The sequence below is a fragment of the Alicycliphilus denitrificans K601 genome (assembly GCF_000204645.1).
GTDB classification, from domain to species: Bacteria; Pseudomonadota; Gammaproteobacteria; order Burkholderiales; family Burkholderiaceae_C; genus Alicycliphilus; species Alicycliphilus denitrificans.
Genome location: NC_015422.1, coordinates 4,311,429 through 4,325,215, shown reverse-complemented (window position 1 = coordinate 4,325,215; position 13,787 = coordinate 4,311,429). Strand labels below are relative to the sequence as shown.

The following is a 13,787-nucleotide window of genomic DNA, read 5'->3' as shown; positions in this document are numbered from 1 at the left end:
ATGAGCGCTCTTTCCATACGCTACGAAGGCCACCGCGCCACCATCACCCTGACCCAGCCCGAGGTGCGCAACGCCTTCAGCGACGAGGTCATCGCCGAGATCACCGCCGCCTTCCGCGAGGTGGGCGCACGCGAGGACGTGCGCGCCGTGGTGCTGGCCGCCGAGGGCCCGGCCTTCTGCGCCGGCGCCAACCTGAACTGGATGCGCCGCATGGCCGACTACACGCGCGAGGAGAACCTTGCCGATGCAGGCAAGCTCGCCGAGATGCTGCGCGTGATCTATGAGTGCGGCAAGCCCACGATCGCCCGCGTGCAGGGCGACGTGTATGCCGGCGGCATGGGCCTGGTCGCGGCCTGCGACATGGCGGTCGCCGCGGACACGGCGGGCTTTTGCTTGTCCGAGGTGAAGATCGGCCTGATCCCCGCCACCATTAGCCCCTACGTGATCCGCGCCATGGGCGCGCGCGCGGCGCACCGCTACTTCCTGACCGCCGAGCGCTTCGACGCGCAGGAGGCGCTGCGCATCGGCTTCGTGCACGAGGTGGTGACGCCCGACCAGCTCGATGCCAGGGTGGACGCCCTGGTCAAGGCACTGGCCAGCGGCAGCCCGAACGCCATGCGCGCCGCCAAGCGCCTGGTGCTTCAAGTCGCCGGGCGCGAGATCGACGCCGGCCTGATCGCCGCCACGGTCGAGGGCATCGCCGACATTCGCGCGAGCAGCGAGGGGCGCGAGGGCGTGCAGTCCTTCCTGCAAAAGCGCAAGCCCTCCTGGCTGGCCTGATCATCGCCGCCGGCTGCCGCCATGGACGCCCTCTGGTCCCAGATCGTGCAGTGGCTCCACCGCGTGGGCCTGCACGTCGATGCGGGCACCGCGCAGGCGGTGGCCGACGGGGCCGCGCGCGCCACGCAGCAGCTGGACATGCCCGGCCTGCTGGCCCTGGCCGCGGCCCTGGGCTGGGCCAGCGGCGTGCGGCTGTATGCCGTGGTGTTCATCGTGGGCGGCATGGGCGCCCTGGGGTGGCTGGCGCTGCCGCCGGCCCTGGCGGTGCTGCAGCACCCGGCGGTGCTCATGGCCAGCGGCTTCATGCTGGTGGTGGAGTTCTTCGCCGACAAGGTGCCCTGGCTCGACAGCGCCTGGGACGCCGTGCACGCCTTCATCCGCGTGCCCGCCGGCGCGCTGCTGGCGGCCGGCGTGTTCGGCGCCAGTGACGCCAGCATGGCCGTGGCCGCGGGGCTGCTGGGCGGCTCGCTGTCGGCCGCGGCGCTGGCCACCAAGATGACGGCGCGCGCGGCGGCCAACACCTCGCCCGAGCCGTTCTCCAACTGGGGGCTTTCGTTCCTGGAGGACGGCCTGGTGGTGGGCGTGGTCTGGCTCGCCACGCAGCACCCGCTCGCGTTCGGCCTCGCCCTCGCCGTGGTGCTGCTGCTCTCGGCACTGCTGCTCGTGGTGCTGTTCAAGTTCCTGCGCGCCGTGCTGCGGCGCGTTTCCTCCCTGTTTTCTGGTTCTGCCAAGGTGGCCTGAATGTTCAACAAGATCCTGATTGCAAACCGCGGTGAGATCGCCTGCCGCGTCGCCGCCACCGCGCGCCGCATGGGCGTGAAGACCGTGGCCGTCTACTCCGACGCCGACGCCCAGGCCAAGCACGTGGCCGCGTGCGACGAGGCCGTGCACATCGGCGCCAGCGCGCCCAAGGACAGCTATCTGCACTGGGAGCGCATCATCGAGGCCGCCAAGGCCACGGGCGCCCAGGCCATCCACCCCGGCTACGGCTTCCTGTCCGAGAACGAGGACTTCGCCAAGGCCTGCCAGAGCGCCGGCCTGGTCTTCATCGGCCCGCCCGCCAGCGCCATCTCGGCCATGGGCCTGAAGGCCGAGTCCAAGCGCCTGATGGCCAAGGCCGGCGTGCCGCTGGTGCCGGGCTACCAGGGCGAGGACCAGGACCCGCAGCTGCTGCAGCGCGAGGCCGACGCCATAGGCTACCCCGTGCTCATCAAGGCCAGCGCCGGCGGCGGCGGCAAGGGCATGCGCCTGGTCGAGAAAAGCGAGGACTTCGCGGCCGCGCTGGCGTCCTGCCAGCGCGAGGCCATCAACAGCTTCGGCAACGACGCGGTGCTGGTCGAGAAATACGTGCTGCGCCCGCGCCACATCGAGATCCAGGTGTTCGGCGACACGCAGGGCAACTGCGTCTACCTGTTCGAGCGCGACTGCTCCGTGCAGCGGCGCCACCAGAAGGTGCTGGAGGAGGCCCCCGCGCCGGGCATGACGCCGCAGCTGCGCCAGAAGATGGGCGAGGCCGCGGTGGCCGCAGCCAAGGCCGTGGGCTACGTGGGCGCGGGCACGGTGGAGTTCATCGTCGAGCAGCCGGGCGGCTACGACCAGCCCGAGGCCATGAAGTTCTATTTCATGGAGATGAACACCCGTCTGCAGGTGGAGCATCCGGTGACCGAGGCCATCACGGGCGAGGACCTGGTGGAATGGCAACTGCGCGTGGCCAGCGGCCAGCCGCTGCCGAAGCGCCAGGACGAGCTGAGGATCACCGGCCATGCCATCGAGGCGCGCATCTGCGCCGAGAACCCCGACAACAACTTCCTGCCCGCCACGGGCCGGCTCGACGTGTACCGCAAGCCCGCCTGCACCAGCTTTGAAAGAAGCATGGTGCGCGTGGACGATGGCGTGCGCGAGGGTGACGCCATCAGCCCGTTCTACGACAGCATGATCGCCAAGCTCATCGTGCATGGCGACACGCGCGAGCAGGCGCTGGCGCGGCTGGACGATGCCCTTGCGCAGACCCACATCGTGGGGCTGGCCACCAACGTGCAGTTCCTGCGCCACGTGGCGGGCAGCGATGCCTTCGCGCGGGCCCGGCTCGATACCGCGCTGATCCAGCGCGAGGAGGCCGTGCTGTTCGGCCAGGAGAAGGTGGGCCTGCCGCTGGCCGCCGCCGCCGCCGTGGCCAGCCAGCTGCAGCGCGAGCAGGCCGGGCAGGGCGCCGACCCGTTCAGCCGCCGCGACGGCTGGCGCTCGCTGATCCCGTGCCGGCGCCGCTTCGAGTTCGACTTCGGCGGCCAGCACGCCAAGGCCTGGCTGACCTACGAGCGGGACGGCGGCTACGGCCTGGAGGTGGGCGAGGGCGAGGCCGCCGTGCACGGGCCGCTGGCCTTCGCGCCGGCGGCGGGCGGCGGCATGGACCTGCAGTACGCGGGCCAGCGCACGCAGGCTGTGGTCCATGCCCAGGGCGAGACCGACCACATCTTCACGCCGCGCGGCGCCACGCGCATCGAGGCGCTGGACCTGCTGGCCCATGCCGGCGAATCCGCCAGCGAGGGCGGGCGCCTGACGGCCCCCATGCCGGGCAAGGTGGTGTCGTTCGCCGTGCAGGCCGGCGACAAGGTGGCCAAGGGCCAGGCCCTGGCGGTGATGGAGGCCATGAAGATGGAGCACACCATCGCCGCGCCCGCCGACGGCGTGGTGGCCGAGCTGCTCTACGCGCCCGGCGACCAGGTGACGGAAGGCGCGGAACTGCTCAGGCTTTCCGCCGCCTGACGGCGGCGGGGCCGGGGGCGCGGTACGCTCGGGCGTCATGAAGATCACTTTTTGCTGTACCGACACCAAGACCGAGCCCTGGCTGCAGGGCCTGGCCGCCGCGCTGCCCCAGGCCCACGTCAGCGCCTGGCAGCCGGGCGCGCCCCAGGCCGACTACGCCGTGGTCTGGGCGCCGCCCCAGCGGTTCATCGACGAGCAGCCGGGCCTCAAGGCCCTGTTCAACATCGGCGCGGGCGTGGACGCGCTGCTCGGGTTGCGCCTGCCGCCTGCCCTGCCCGTGGTGCGCCTGGACGACGCGGGCATGGCCGTGCAGATGGCCGAGTATGTCTGCCATGCGCTGATACGGCATTTCCGCGAGTTCGACGGCTACGAGGCCGACATGCGCGCCGGCCGCTGGGGCTACCGCAGGCCGCGCCTGCGCCAGGACTTCCCCGTGGGCGTGATGGGCCTGGGCGTGCTGGGCGAGCGCGTGGCGCGCGCGGTGGCGCAGTTCGAGTTCCCGGTGATGGGCTGGAGCCGCGGCCCCAAGCGGATCGAAGGCGTGCGCTGCTTCAGCGGCGCGGAAGGCTTTGGCGGCTTCCTGGCCGCGAGCCGCGTGCTCGTGAACCTGCTGCCGCTCACGCCCGGGACGCGGAACATCATGGACCGCGGCACGCTCTCGCGCCTCATGCCCGGCGCCTACGTGATCAACGTCGCGCGCGGCGCGCACCTGGTCGACGAGGACCTTCTCGCGCTGATCGACGAAGGCCACGTGGCGGGCGCGACGCTGGACGTGTTCCGCACCGAGCCGCTGCCCGCCGGCCACCCGTTCTGGAACAACCCGCGGATCACCCTCACGCCCCACACCTCGGCGCGCACGCTGCGCGACGAAAGCATTGCCCAGATCGCCGGCAAGATCGCGGCGATGCAGCGCGGCGAGCCCGTCGCGGGCATCGTCGATGCGGCACGCGGTTATTAGAACGTGTTTACGATCTTTTCATGGAGCCCGTTGCCCCGCTTTGGGCCTGGCTGCAAGGCGCAAAGCGCAGCCGGGCTGGTGGCCCGGCGAGGATTTGCAACGCCGCAGACGCTGTTTTTGCGGGGCAACCCTTCGGGCAAGGCAGCAAAAAGCCGCACTCGTCGTTGCGCGCCTTGTCCAGGCCGCCAGCATGGCCTGCGGCACGCGCCTGGATTGCGGCTTTCTGCCGCCTTGCGGGCAACATGAAGAGATCGTAAACACGTTCTTAAACAAAGGAGAGACAGCATGAACCCGAACATCCCCACCCGAGTCAAGCTCATCGACGTGGGCCCGCGCGACGGGCTGCAGAACGAGAAGCAACCCGTGCCGGCCGACGTCAAGATCGGCCTGGTGCACCGCCTGCAGGACGCGGGCCTCAAGGAGATCGAGGTCACGAGCTACGTTTCTCCGAAGTGGGTGCCGCAGATGGCCGACAACCACGAGGTCATGGCCGGCATCGCGCGCAGGAGCGACGTGCGCTACTCGGTGCTCACGCCCAACCTGAAGGGCTGGGAGGCGGCCGTGCTCGACAAGCCCGACGAGATCGTGGTCTTCGGCGCGGCCAGCGAGGCCTTCAGCCAGAAGAACATCAACTGCTCGATCGCCGAGAGCATCGAGCGCTTCGCCCCCGTGGTCGAAGCCGCGCGCGCCGCGGGCATCCAGGTGCGTGGCGCCATGAGCTGCACCGTGGGCTGCCCCTATGAGGGCGAGGTGGCGCCCGAGCGCGTGGCCTACCTGGCCGGCCTGCTCAAGGGCATAGGCGTGCAGCGCGTGGACGTGGCCGACACCATCGGCGTGGGCACGCCGCGCAAGGTGCAGCGCGCCATCGAGGCGACGCTCAAGCACTTCGGCATCGACGACGTGTCGGGCCACTTCCACGACACCTACGGCCAGGCGCTGTCCAACACGCTGGCCGCGCTGGAGCTGGGGGTCTGGAACTTCCAGTCCTCGGTGGCGGGCCTGGGCGGCTGCCCCTACGCCAAGGGCGCGACCGGCAACGTGGCGACCGAGGACCTGGTCTACATGCTGCACGGCATGGGCATAGAGACGGGCATCGACCTGGACCGGCTGGTCGATGCCGGCGCCTACATCAGCGACTTCCTGGGCCGCAAGCCCCAGTCGCGCGTAGCGGTGGCGCTGCTCAACAAGCGGGCGGGGTGACGGCCATGTGCGGTGCTGAACTGCAAGCCTTGCCCGAGGGCGTGCGCCGCGTGGCCGCTGCCCTGCAGGCGGCGGGCCACCCGCACATGCCGGTGATGCTCGACGACGCGGCGCGCACCGCCCAGCAGGCGGCCGACGCCCTGGGCATCGCCGTGGGGCAGATCGCCAAGAGCATCATCTTCCGGCGCAAGAGCGACGACGCGGCCGTGCTCGTCATCACCTCGGGCGACCGGCGCGTTCATGAAAAGAAGGTGGACGCACTGGTGGGCAAGACGGGCCGCGCCGATGCGGAGTTCGTCAAGGCCAGGACGGGCTTCTCCATCGGCGGCGTCTCGCCCGTGGCCCACGCCACCGCGCCCGTCACGCTGATCGACCGGGAGCTGTTCCGCTTCGGCGTGATCTGGGCCGCCGCGGGCCACCCGCACGGCGTGTTCCAGTTGCGCCCGCAGGATCTGGAGGCGCTCACCGGCGCGCCCGTGGTCGACGTGGTGCAGGAATGAGTGCCGCAAAAATGCTAGCTGATCGCGCTTTCCAGATAAGCGCTGCAGGCCAATTTGGCTTGAAGTCCGAAGAGTCGGTGCCGTCGCCCTGCGTGTCCGTGTGCCGCATGGCGCCCGACCGCAGCCACTGCGAGGGGTGCTTCCGCACCCTGGACGACATACGCGCCTGGTCGCAGGCGGGCAACGGCCAGCGCCGCGCCATCTGGGCCGCGGCCCTGCGCCGCGCGGGCCTGGCGCTTCCCGAGGAACTGGAATGAAAGAAATCACCTTCTACCTGGACTTCGTTTCGCCCTATGCCTGGCTGGCCTTCGAGCGCCTGCCCCAGGCGCTGGAGGGGCTGTCCTACCACCTGCGTTACAGGCCCGTGCTGCTGGGCGCGCTGCTCAAGCAGCACACCAACCCTGGCCCCGCGGGCATAGCGCCGAAGCGCGCATGGACCTACCGCCACGTGAGCTGGCTGGGCCACAGCCTGGGCGTGGGGCTGGACATGCCCGCGCGCCACCCCTTCCCGCCGCTGCCGCTGCTGCGCCTGGCGCTGGAGTGCAGCGGCGACGGCTTCGTCAACCGTTTCGTCGCCGGCACCATCCTGCGCCACGTGTGGCAGGGCGGGGCGGACGCGCTCGACCCGGCGCGGCTCGATGCGCTGCGCGCCGCCCTGGCCGACCAGCTGCGCCAGGACGAGGACGCCCCCGAGCGCGCAAAGCGCCTGCTGCGCGAGAACACCGAGGCGGCGGCCGCGGGCGGCGTGTTCGGCGTGCCCGCGTTCGAGGTGGAGGGCCGCCTGTTCTGGGGCCTGGACAGCCTGCCCATGCTGCGCGCCTGCCTGGACGGCGACGCGTGGTTCGACCAGCACTGGGAGCGCGCTGCAAGCGTGCCGCAAGGACTCGGGGGTTGAATGGCGGGCAGGAGCCTTGCCCATGCCCAACGCCTTCAATTTTTCCGCCTCGCCCTTTGACTGCCTGAGCGCCGAGGAGCAGGCGCTGGTGCGCGATAGCGTGGACATCGCCTATTACCCGCAAGGGGCGGTGGTGCTCGACGTGGGCGACGCGCCCGCCTGGCTGTTCGTCGTCATCAAGGGCTACGTCACGCAGACCGAGGGCGATGAACAGCTCGCCACCTACGGGCCCGACGACTGCTTCGACGGCCGCGGCCTGGTGGCGGGCCGCGTGAGCAGCCGCTTCGCCGTGGCCGAGGAGCTGGTGGCCTACCAGCTCGCGCGCGCCACCGTCATGGACCTGATCGCGCGCAACCGCGCGTTCGGTGCGCTGCTGTTCTCCGACCTGGGGCAGAAGCTCAGCGCGCTGGCCCAGCGCGCCCAGCAGCACCAGATGCAGTCGCTGACCCTGGCCCGCGTGGACCAGGCCTTCCTGCGCCCGGCCCACGTGGTGCCGGCCGGCACCGACATCGTCGCCGTGGTGCGGCTGTTCCAGAGCCAGCGCACCACCAGCGTGCTGGTATCGGGGCTGCAGGGCGGGCTGGGCATCTTCTCCAACACCACGCTGCAGCGCGCCGTGCTCGACGGCCGGCCGCTGGCGCAGATCACCGTGGGCGAGCTGGCCAGCCACCCCGTCATCACCGTGCGCGCCGGCGACCAGTTGGGCGACGCCATGGCCCTGCTGCTGCGCGCGCGCGTGCACCGGCTGGCGGTGCTGGGCGAGGACGGCCAGGTGCAGGGCATCCTGGAGGCGCTGGACCTGTTCAGCTTCCTGGCCAACCACTCGCACCTGATCACCGTGCAGATTGAGCAGGCCGCCGACCTGCAGGCGCTGGAGGCCGCCGCCGCCCAGATCACGCGCCTGCTGGCCGCGCTGCACCGCGGCGGCACGCGCATCGCCCTCATGGCGCAGCTGGTGCAGCAGCTCAATGCGCGGCTGTTCGAGCGCGCCTGGCAGATGATCGCCCCGCCCGGCCTCGTGGCCAACAGCTGCCTGTTCGTTATGGGCAGCGAGGGCCGGGGCGAGCAGCTCCTGAAAACCGACCAGGACAACGGCCTACTGCTGCGCGACGGCTACGAGCCCCCCGCCGACCTGCAGGCCGTCTGCGAACGCTTTTCCGCGGCGCTGGCGCGCTTCGGCTACCCCGAGTGCCCGGGCCGCATCATGCTCAGCAACCCCGCGTGGCGCGCCAGCGTGAGCGGCTTCGGTCTCAAGGTGCGCGACTGGCTGCTGCAGCCTCAGGGCGACAGCCTCATGCACCTGGCCATCTTCATGGACGCGCATGCCGTGGCCGGCGACGCGCAGCTGCTGGCCGACGTGCGCCAGCGCCTGATGCAGCTCGCCACCGACAACGACGCGCTGATCGCCCGCTTCGCGCTGGCCATAGATGCCTTCGGCGGCCCCGCGGGCTGGTGGAACCGCTTGCTGAGCCTGGGCGACGCCGAGCCCATGAACCTGAAGAAGGCCGGCATCTTTCCCATCGTGCACGGCGTGCGCAGCCTGGCGCTGGCGCGGCGCATAGCCGCCACCGGCACGGCCGAGCGCATCGCCGCGCTGCAGGCCGAGGGCCAGCTCGATGCGGCCCTGGCCCAGGAACTGGTGCAGGGCCTGCACTTCCTCATGGGCCTGCGGCTGCAGGCGGGACTGGCAGAGCAGGAGCTGCAGCGCCCGGTGACGGGCAACGTCGATCCGGCGCGCCTGTCCACGCTGGAGCGCGACCTGCTCAAGGACACGCTGCTGGTCGTCAAGCGCTTCAAGGCGCTGCTGCACCAGCGCCTGCGCCTGGACGCAGCATGAGCCGCCACTATGCCTCCCTGCCCCCGCTGTGGTGGGAAAGGCTGCGCCGCTGGTGGCTGGTCTACCACCTGGGCGAGCCCGAGTTCGCGTTCATGTTCGACCCGCCCCCGCCGGGCGAATGGGTGGCGCTGGACTGCGAGACCACGGGGCTCAACCCGCGCACCGACGAGATCGTCTCCATCGGCGCGGTGCGCATCGTGGGCGAGCGCATCCTGACCAGCGAACGCCTGGAGCTGCTGGTGCGCCCGGAGAAGGGCGTGTCGGCCGGCAGCGTGCGCATCCACCGCCTGCGCGAGCGCGACCTGGCCGGCGGCATCCCGCGCGACGAGGCCATGCGCCGGCTCATGCACTTCATCGGCAGCCGCCCGCTGGTGGGCTACTACCTCGAATTCGACGTGGCCATGCTGGGCCGCGCCATCTGGCCGCTGCTGGGCATGGGCCTGCCGCAGCGCAAGATCGAGGTCTCGGCCCTGTACTACGACTACAAGTTCCGCCAGCTGCCGCCCTACCAGCAGCAGGCCAATGCCGACATCGACCTGCGCTTCTCCACGCTGATGCGCGACCTGCAGCTGCCCGAGCGCGAGGCGCACGACGCGCTCAACGACGCGGTGATGGCGGCCATGGCCTTCATCAAGCTGCGGCGCCTGCGCGGCGAGGTTTGAGCCGAAACGGGTACAAAGCTGCGCCCAGACTGCGCTGGCAGCTCTCATTCGATGAGCAAATGAAAAAGCCGGGCACCCGGGCCCAGCTTTCCAGGGGCTTCGCAGCCCTCCCTTCGTATCGGCTCAGTGGCCCGATGCGCCGGACGCGCCCAGGCCGGTCTCGGAGCGCACCTGCTGCGCGGCGAAGGCCTCACGCTCCTTGGCCGCGCGCGCGCTGCCGTCGGTGATCGAGAACAGCCACACGCCCACGAAGCCGATCACCATGGAGAACAGGGCCGGCGAGGAGTAGGGGAACAGCGCCGACCCGGCCGGGTTGCCCAGCGTGGCTTCCCACACCGAGGGCGACACGATGGTCAGGCCCACCGAGGAGATCAGGCCCAGGAAGCCGCCGATCACCGCGCCGCGCGTGGTGCAGCCCTTCCACAGGATGGACAGGATCAGCGCCGGGAAGTTGGCCGAGGCCGCGACCGCGAAGGCCAGCGACACCATGAAGGCGATGTTCTGCTTCTCGAACGCGATGCCCAGCAGCACGGCGATCACGCCCAGCGCCAGGGTGGTGATGCGCGAGACCTTGAGCTCGGCGGCGCTGTCGGCCTTGCCGTTCTTGATGACGGTGGCGTACAGGTCGTGCGACACGGCCGAGGCGCCCGACAGCGTCAGGCCCGCGACCACGGCCAGGATGGTGGCGAACGCCACGGCGGAGATGAAGCCGTAGAAGATGTTGCCGCCCACGCTCTTGGCCACCAGCACGGCCGCCATGTTGGCCGTGCCCGCGCCGCCCTTGATCACGCCCTTGACGGTGTCGGACATCTCGGGGTTCGTGAGCACCATGGTGATGGCGCCGAAGCCGATGATGAAGATCAGGATGTAGAAGTAGCCGATCCACACCGTGGCCCAGCCCACGGACTTGCGCGCCTCCTTGGCGTTGGGCACGGTGAAGAAGCGCATCAGGATGTGGGGCAGACCGGCCGTGCCGAACATCAGCGCCATACCGAACGAGATGGCCGAGATGGGATCCTTGATGAAGCCGCCCGGGCCCATGATGGACAGGCCCGCCCTGGCCGCCTCTTCGGGCGTCTTGCCCGCGTTGGCGGCGATCTGCGTGCGCACCTCCACGCCCTTGGCGAACAGCGCCTCGGGGCTGAAGCCGTAGTTGGCCAGCACCATGAAGGCCATGAAGGTCACGCCGGCGAGCAGCAGGCAGGCCTTGATGATCTGCACCCAGGTGGTGGCCGTCATGCCGCCGAACAGCACGTAGACCATCATCAGCGCGCCGACGATGACCACCGCCATCCAGTACTCCAGGCCGAACAGCAGCTTGATGAGCTGGCCGGCGCCGACCATCTGCGCGATCAGGTAGAAGGCCACCACGATCAGCGTGCCCGAGGCTGCGAACATGCGGATGGGCGCCTGCGCGAAGCGGTAGCCGGCCACGTCGGCGAAGGTGAACTTGCCCAGGTTGCGCAGGCGGTCGGCCATCAGGAAGGTGATGACGGGCCAGCCCACGAGGAAGCCGATGGAGTAGATCAGCCCGTCGTAGCCCGAAGCCATCACGGCCGCCGAGATGCCCAGGAACGAGGCTGCGGACATGTAGTCGCCGGCGATCGCCAGGCCGTTCTGGAAGCCCGTGATGCCGCCGCCAGCGGTGTAGAAGTCCGCCGCCGAGCGGGTCTTGGATGCGGCCCACTTCGTGATCCACAGCGTGCCGGCCACGAAGATGGCGAACATGACGATGGCCGTCCAGTTGGTTTCCTGCTTGGCGGCCTGGCCCAGGTCGCCACCGGCGGCGTGGGCTGCGTTGGCGGCCCACAGGCTGGCCAGGGCCAGCGTGCTGCTGGCTGCGGTCTGTATGCGCTTCATTTCGTGACGTCCTTCAGGAGCTCTTCGGTCAGGGCGTCGAACTTCTTGTTGGCGACGCGCACGTAGTACACCGTGATGGCGATCGTGAACACGATCACGCCCATGCCGATGGGGATGCCCAGCGAGGTCACGCCGTCGCCGATGGGCTTGGCGAGGAAGGGCTTGTCGAAGGCGATCAGGCCGATGTAGCCGTAGTACACGACCAGCATCAGCACCGTCAGCACGACGCTCAGCGGATTGCGCCGCGCGCGCAGCTCCTGGTACTTGGGATGGCGTTGAATCTTCTCAACGGCGGGGTCACTCATGCTTGTCTCCTGGTTCGGTCGAATGCCGTGTCCTGCATGTGCTGCAGTGCACAAACGGGGCGGATTCTGCGAATGGCGACTGACCCAATGCTTACGCGCTGCAATGCAGCAAATGCGCGGCCCGGCGACGTTCTGCTCGTGTTTTTCACATCGGAAAACAGGGGCTCAGGGTTTCTTCCAGACTTGTAAGTTTGCGTTCAGCAATGCGTCAGCTTCGGTAAGAAATACGTCAGTGCACCGTCAGTTGCCGCGCAGATAGTGGTGCGACAGGTATTTTGTAAGTACCTGTGATCCACAACGACTCAGGAGACAAACCATGGCTATCAACGCTGCGCAAGGCGTGGGCAGAGGGGCGGCCCACCGTCCCATGACCACGGAAGAAAAGAAGGTGATCTTCGCCTCGTCACTCGGCACCGTGTTCGAGTGGTACGACTTCTATCTATACGGCTCCCTGGCGGCCATCATCGCCAAGCAGTTCTTCAGCGGCCTGGACGCAGGCGCGGCATTCATCTTCGCGCTGCTGGCCTTCGCCGCGGGCTTCCTGGTGCGCCCCTTCGGCGCGCTGGTGTTCGGCCGCCTGGGCGACATGATCGGGCGCAAGTACACCTTCCTGGTCACCATCCTGATCATGGGCATCTCGACCTTCATCGTCGGCGTGCTGCCCAACTACGCCAGCATCGGCGTGGCCGCCCCCATCATCCTGATCGCGCTGCGCATGCTGCAGGGCTTGGCGCTGGGCGGCGAGTACGGCGGCGCGGCCACCTACGTGGCCGAACACGCGCCGCATGGCAAGCGCGGCGCCTACACGTCGTGGATCCAGACCACGGCCACGCTGGGCCTGTTCCTGTCGCTGCTCGTGATCCTCGGCACCCGCACGGTCATGGGCGAGCCCGCGTTCAACGACTGGGGCTGGCGCATTCCCTTCCTGGTGTCCATCCTGCTGCTGGCCGTCTCGGTGTGGATCCGGCTGTCGCTGTCCGAATCGCCCGCCTTCCAGAAGATGAAGGCCGAGGGCAAGACCTCCAAGGCCCCGCTGTCCGAATCCTTCGGCCAGTGGAAGAACCTGAAGATCGTGATCCTGGCGCTGATCGGCCTGACCGCCGGCCAGGCCGTGGTCTGGTACACGGGCCAGTTCTACGCGCTGTTCTTCCTGATGCAGCAGCTCAAGGTCGATGCCGTCACGGCCAACCTGATGATCGCCGCGGCCCTGCTGATCGGCACGCCCTTCTTCGTGGTGTTCGGCTCCCTGTCCGACAAGATCGGCCGCAAGCCCATCATCATGCTGGGCTGCGTGCTGGCCGTGCTGACCTACTTCCCCGTGTTCAAGGCCCTGACCGGCGCTGCCAACCCCGATCTGGCCAAGGCACAGGCCACGGCCGGCGTGTCTGTGACCGCCGACCCCGCCACCTGCTCCTTCCAGGGCAACCCCGTGGCGCGCGAGATCGACTTCAAGAGCTCCTGCGACATCGCCAAGCGCTACCTGGTGCAGAACTCCGTGAGTTATGAAAACGTCGCTGGCCCGGCAGGCTCGCCCGCCGTGGTGAAGATCGGCGACAAGACGGTCACCGCACCCACCGGAACGGTCGTGAACCACAAGTTCGACGAGGAAAGCGCCAAGGCCATCGCCGCTTTCAAGAAGGAGATGGGTGAGGACCTGAAGCTCGCTGGCTACCCCACCAAGGCCGACCCCGCCAAGATGAACAAGCCCATGATGATCGCCATCCTGGTGTACCTGGTGATCCTGGTGACCATGGTGTACGGCCCCATCGCCGCCATGCTGGTGGAGCTGTTCCCCACGCGCATCCGCTACACCTCGATGAGCCTGCCTTACCACATCGGCAACGGCTGGTTCGGCGGCCTGCTGCCCACCACCTCGTTCGCGCTGGTGGCATCGGCCGGCAACATGTACAGCGGCCTGTGGTACCCCATCGTCATCGCCGGCATGACGGCCGTGGTCGGCACGCTGTTCCTGCGCGAGACCAAGGACGTGGACATCTACGCCAACGATTAAGTTGAGCCTGGCCCCG

13 protein-coding genes are annotated in these 13,787 nt (G+C 69.2%); 11 read left to right on the top strand and 2 right to left on the bottom strand.

Annotated features, from left to right (window positions below):
• The 10 genes from ALIDE2_RS20540 to ALIDE2_RS20495 all read left to right on the top strand — a co-directional run bounded on the left by ALIDE2_RS20540 (position 1) and on the right by ALIDE2_RS20495 (position 9,595).
• Positions 1–780, top strand: a complete 780-nt coding sequence (locus tag ALIDE2_RS20540) for an enoyl-CoA hydratase/isomerase family protein (protein ID WP_013520579.1) — start codon at positions 1–3, stop codon at positions 778–780.
• A gap of 21 nt (positions 781–801) precedes the next feature.
• The gene (locus ALIDE2_RS20535) at positions 802–1,521 is read left to right on the top strand and encodes a DUF4126 domain-containing protein (protein WP_013520578.1); all 720 of its coding nucleotides are present in this window, start codon (positions 802–804) and stop codon (positions 1,519–1,521) included.
• Positions 1,522–3,543, top strand: a complete 2,022-nt coding sequence (locus ALIDE2_RS20530) for an acetyl-CoA carboxylase biotin carboxylase subunit (protein WP_013723036.1) — start codon at positions 1,522–1,524, stop codon at positions 3,541–3,543.
• 37 nt (positions 3,544–3,580) lie between these two features.
• Entirely contained in the window at positions 3,581–4,501 is a 921-nt protein-coding gene (locus ALIDE2_RS20525; protein ID WP_013723035.1) for a 2-hydroxyacid dehydrogenase, read from the top strand.
• Between the two features lie 285 nt (positions 4,502–4,786).
• A complete protein-coding gene (locus ALIDE2_RS20520; protein ID WP_013520575.1) occupies positions 4,787–5,701 on the top strand; it encodes a hydroxymethylglutaryl-CoA lyase in 915 nt (304 codons plus the stop codon).
• 5 nt (positions 5,702–5,706) lie between these two features.
• Positions 5,707–6,201 (top strand): YbaK/EbsC family protein, encoded by a 495-nt coding sequence (locus ALIDE2_RS20515; RefSeq protein WP_013723034.1) that lies wholly within the window; start codon positions 5,707–5,709, stop codon positions 6,199–6,201.
• Positions 6,198–6,458: a DUF1289 domain-containing protein gene (locus tag ALIDE2_RS20510; RefSeq protein WP_013723033.1), complete on the top strand. Its 261-nt coding sequence runs from the start codon at positions 6,198–6,200 to the stop codon at positions 6,456–6,458. Before ALIDE2_RS20515 ends, ALIDE2_RS20510 begins: the two co-directional genes overlap by 4 nt.
• Positions 6,455–7,096 carry a DsbA family protein gene (locus ALIDE2_RS20505; RefSeq protein ID WP_013723032.1) on the top strand — a complete coding sequence of 214 codons (642 nt, stop codon included), beginning with the start codon at positions 6,455–6,457 and terminating at the stop codon, positions 7,094–7,096. Before ALIDE2_RS20510 ends, ALIDE2_RS20505 begins: the two co-directional genes overlap by 4 nt.
• Positions 7,097–7,118: 22 nt before the next feature.
• Entirely contained in the window at positions 7,119–8,933 is a 1,815-nt protein-coding gene (locus ALIDE2_RS20500) for a DUF294 nucleotidyltransferase-like domain-containing protein (protein WP_013520571.1), read from the top strand.
• Positions 8,930–9,595, top strand: a complete 666-nt coding sequence (locus tag ALIDE2_RS20495; protein WP_013520570.1) for a 3'-5' exonuclease — start codon at positions 8,930–8,932, stop codon at positions 9,593–9,595. Before ALIDE2_RS20500 ends, ALIDE2_RS20495 begins: the two co-directional genes overlap by 4 nt.
• Before the next feature lie 123 nt (positions 9,596–9,718).
• On the opposite strand, the gene ALIDE2_RS20490 is transcribed toward ALIDE2_RS20495, so the two are convergent.
• Together ALIDE2_RS20490 and ALIDE2_RS20485 are read right to left on the bottom strand one after the other, a co-directional pair.
• Positions 9,719–11,455 (bottom strand): cation acetate symporter, encoded by a 1,737-nt coding sequence (locus ALIDE2_RS20490; RefSeq protein ID WP_013723031.1) that lies wholly within the window; start codon positions 11,453–11,455, stop codon positions 9,719–9,721.
• Positions 11,452–11,760, bottom strand: coding sequence for a DUF485 domain-containing protein (locus ALIDE2_RS20485; RefSeq protein WP_013520568.1), 309 nt, complete (start codon positions 11,758–11,760; stop codon positions 11,452–11,454). Before ALIDE2_RS20485 ends, ALIDE2_RS20490 begins: the two co-directional genes overlap by 4 nt.
• A gap of 316 nt (positions 11,761–12,076) precedes the next feature.
• Between ALIDE2_RS20485 and ALIDE2_RS20480 the strand changes: the two genes are divergently transcribed.
• On the top strand, positions 12,077–13,771 hold the full coding sequence (locus ALIDE2_RS20480) for an MFS transporter (protein WP_013520567.1): 1,695 nt from the start codon (positions 12,077–12,079) through the stop codon (positions 13,769–13,771).
• The last annotated feature ends 16 nt before the right edge of the window (positions 13,772–13,787 follow it).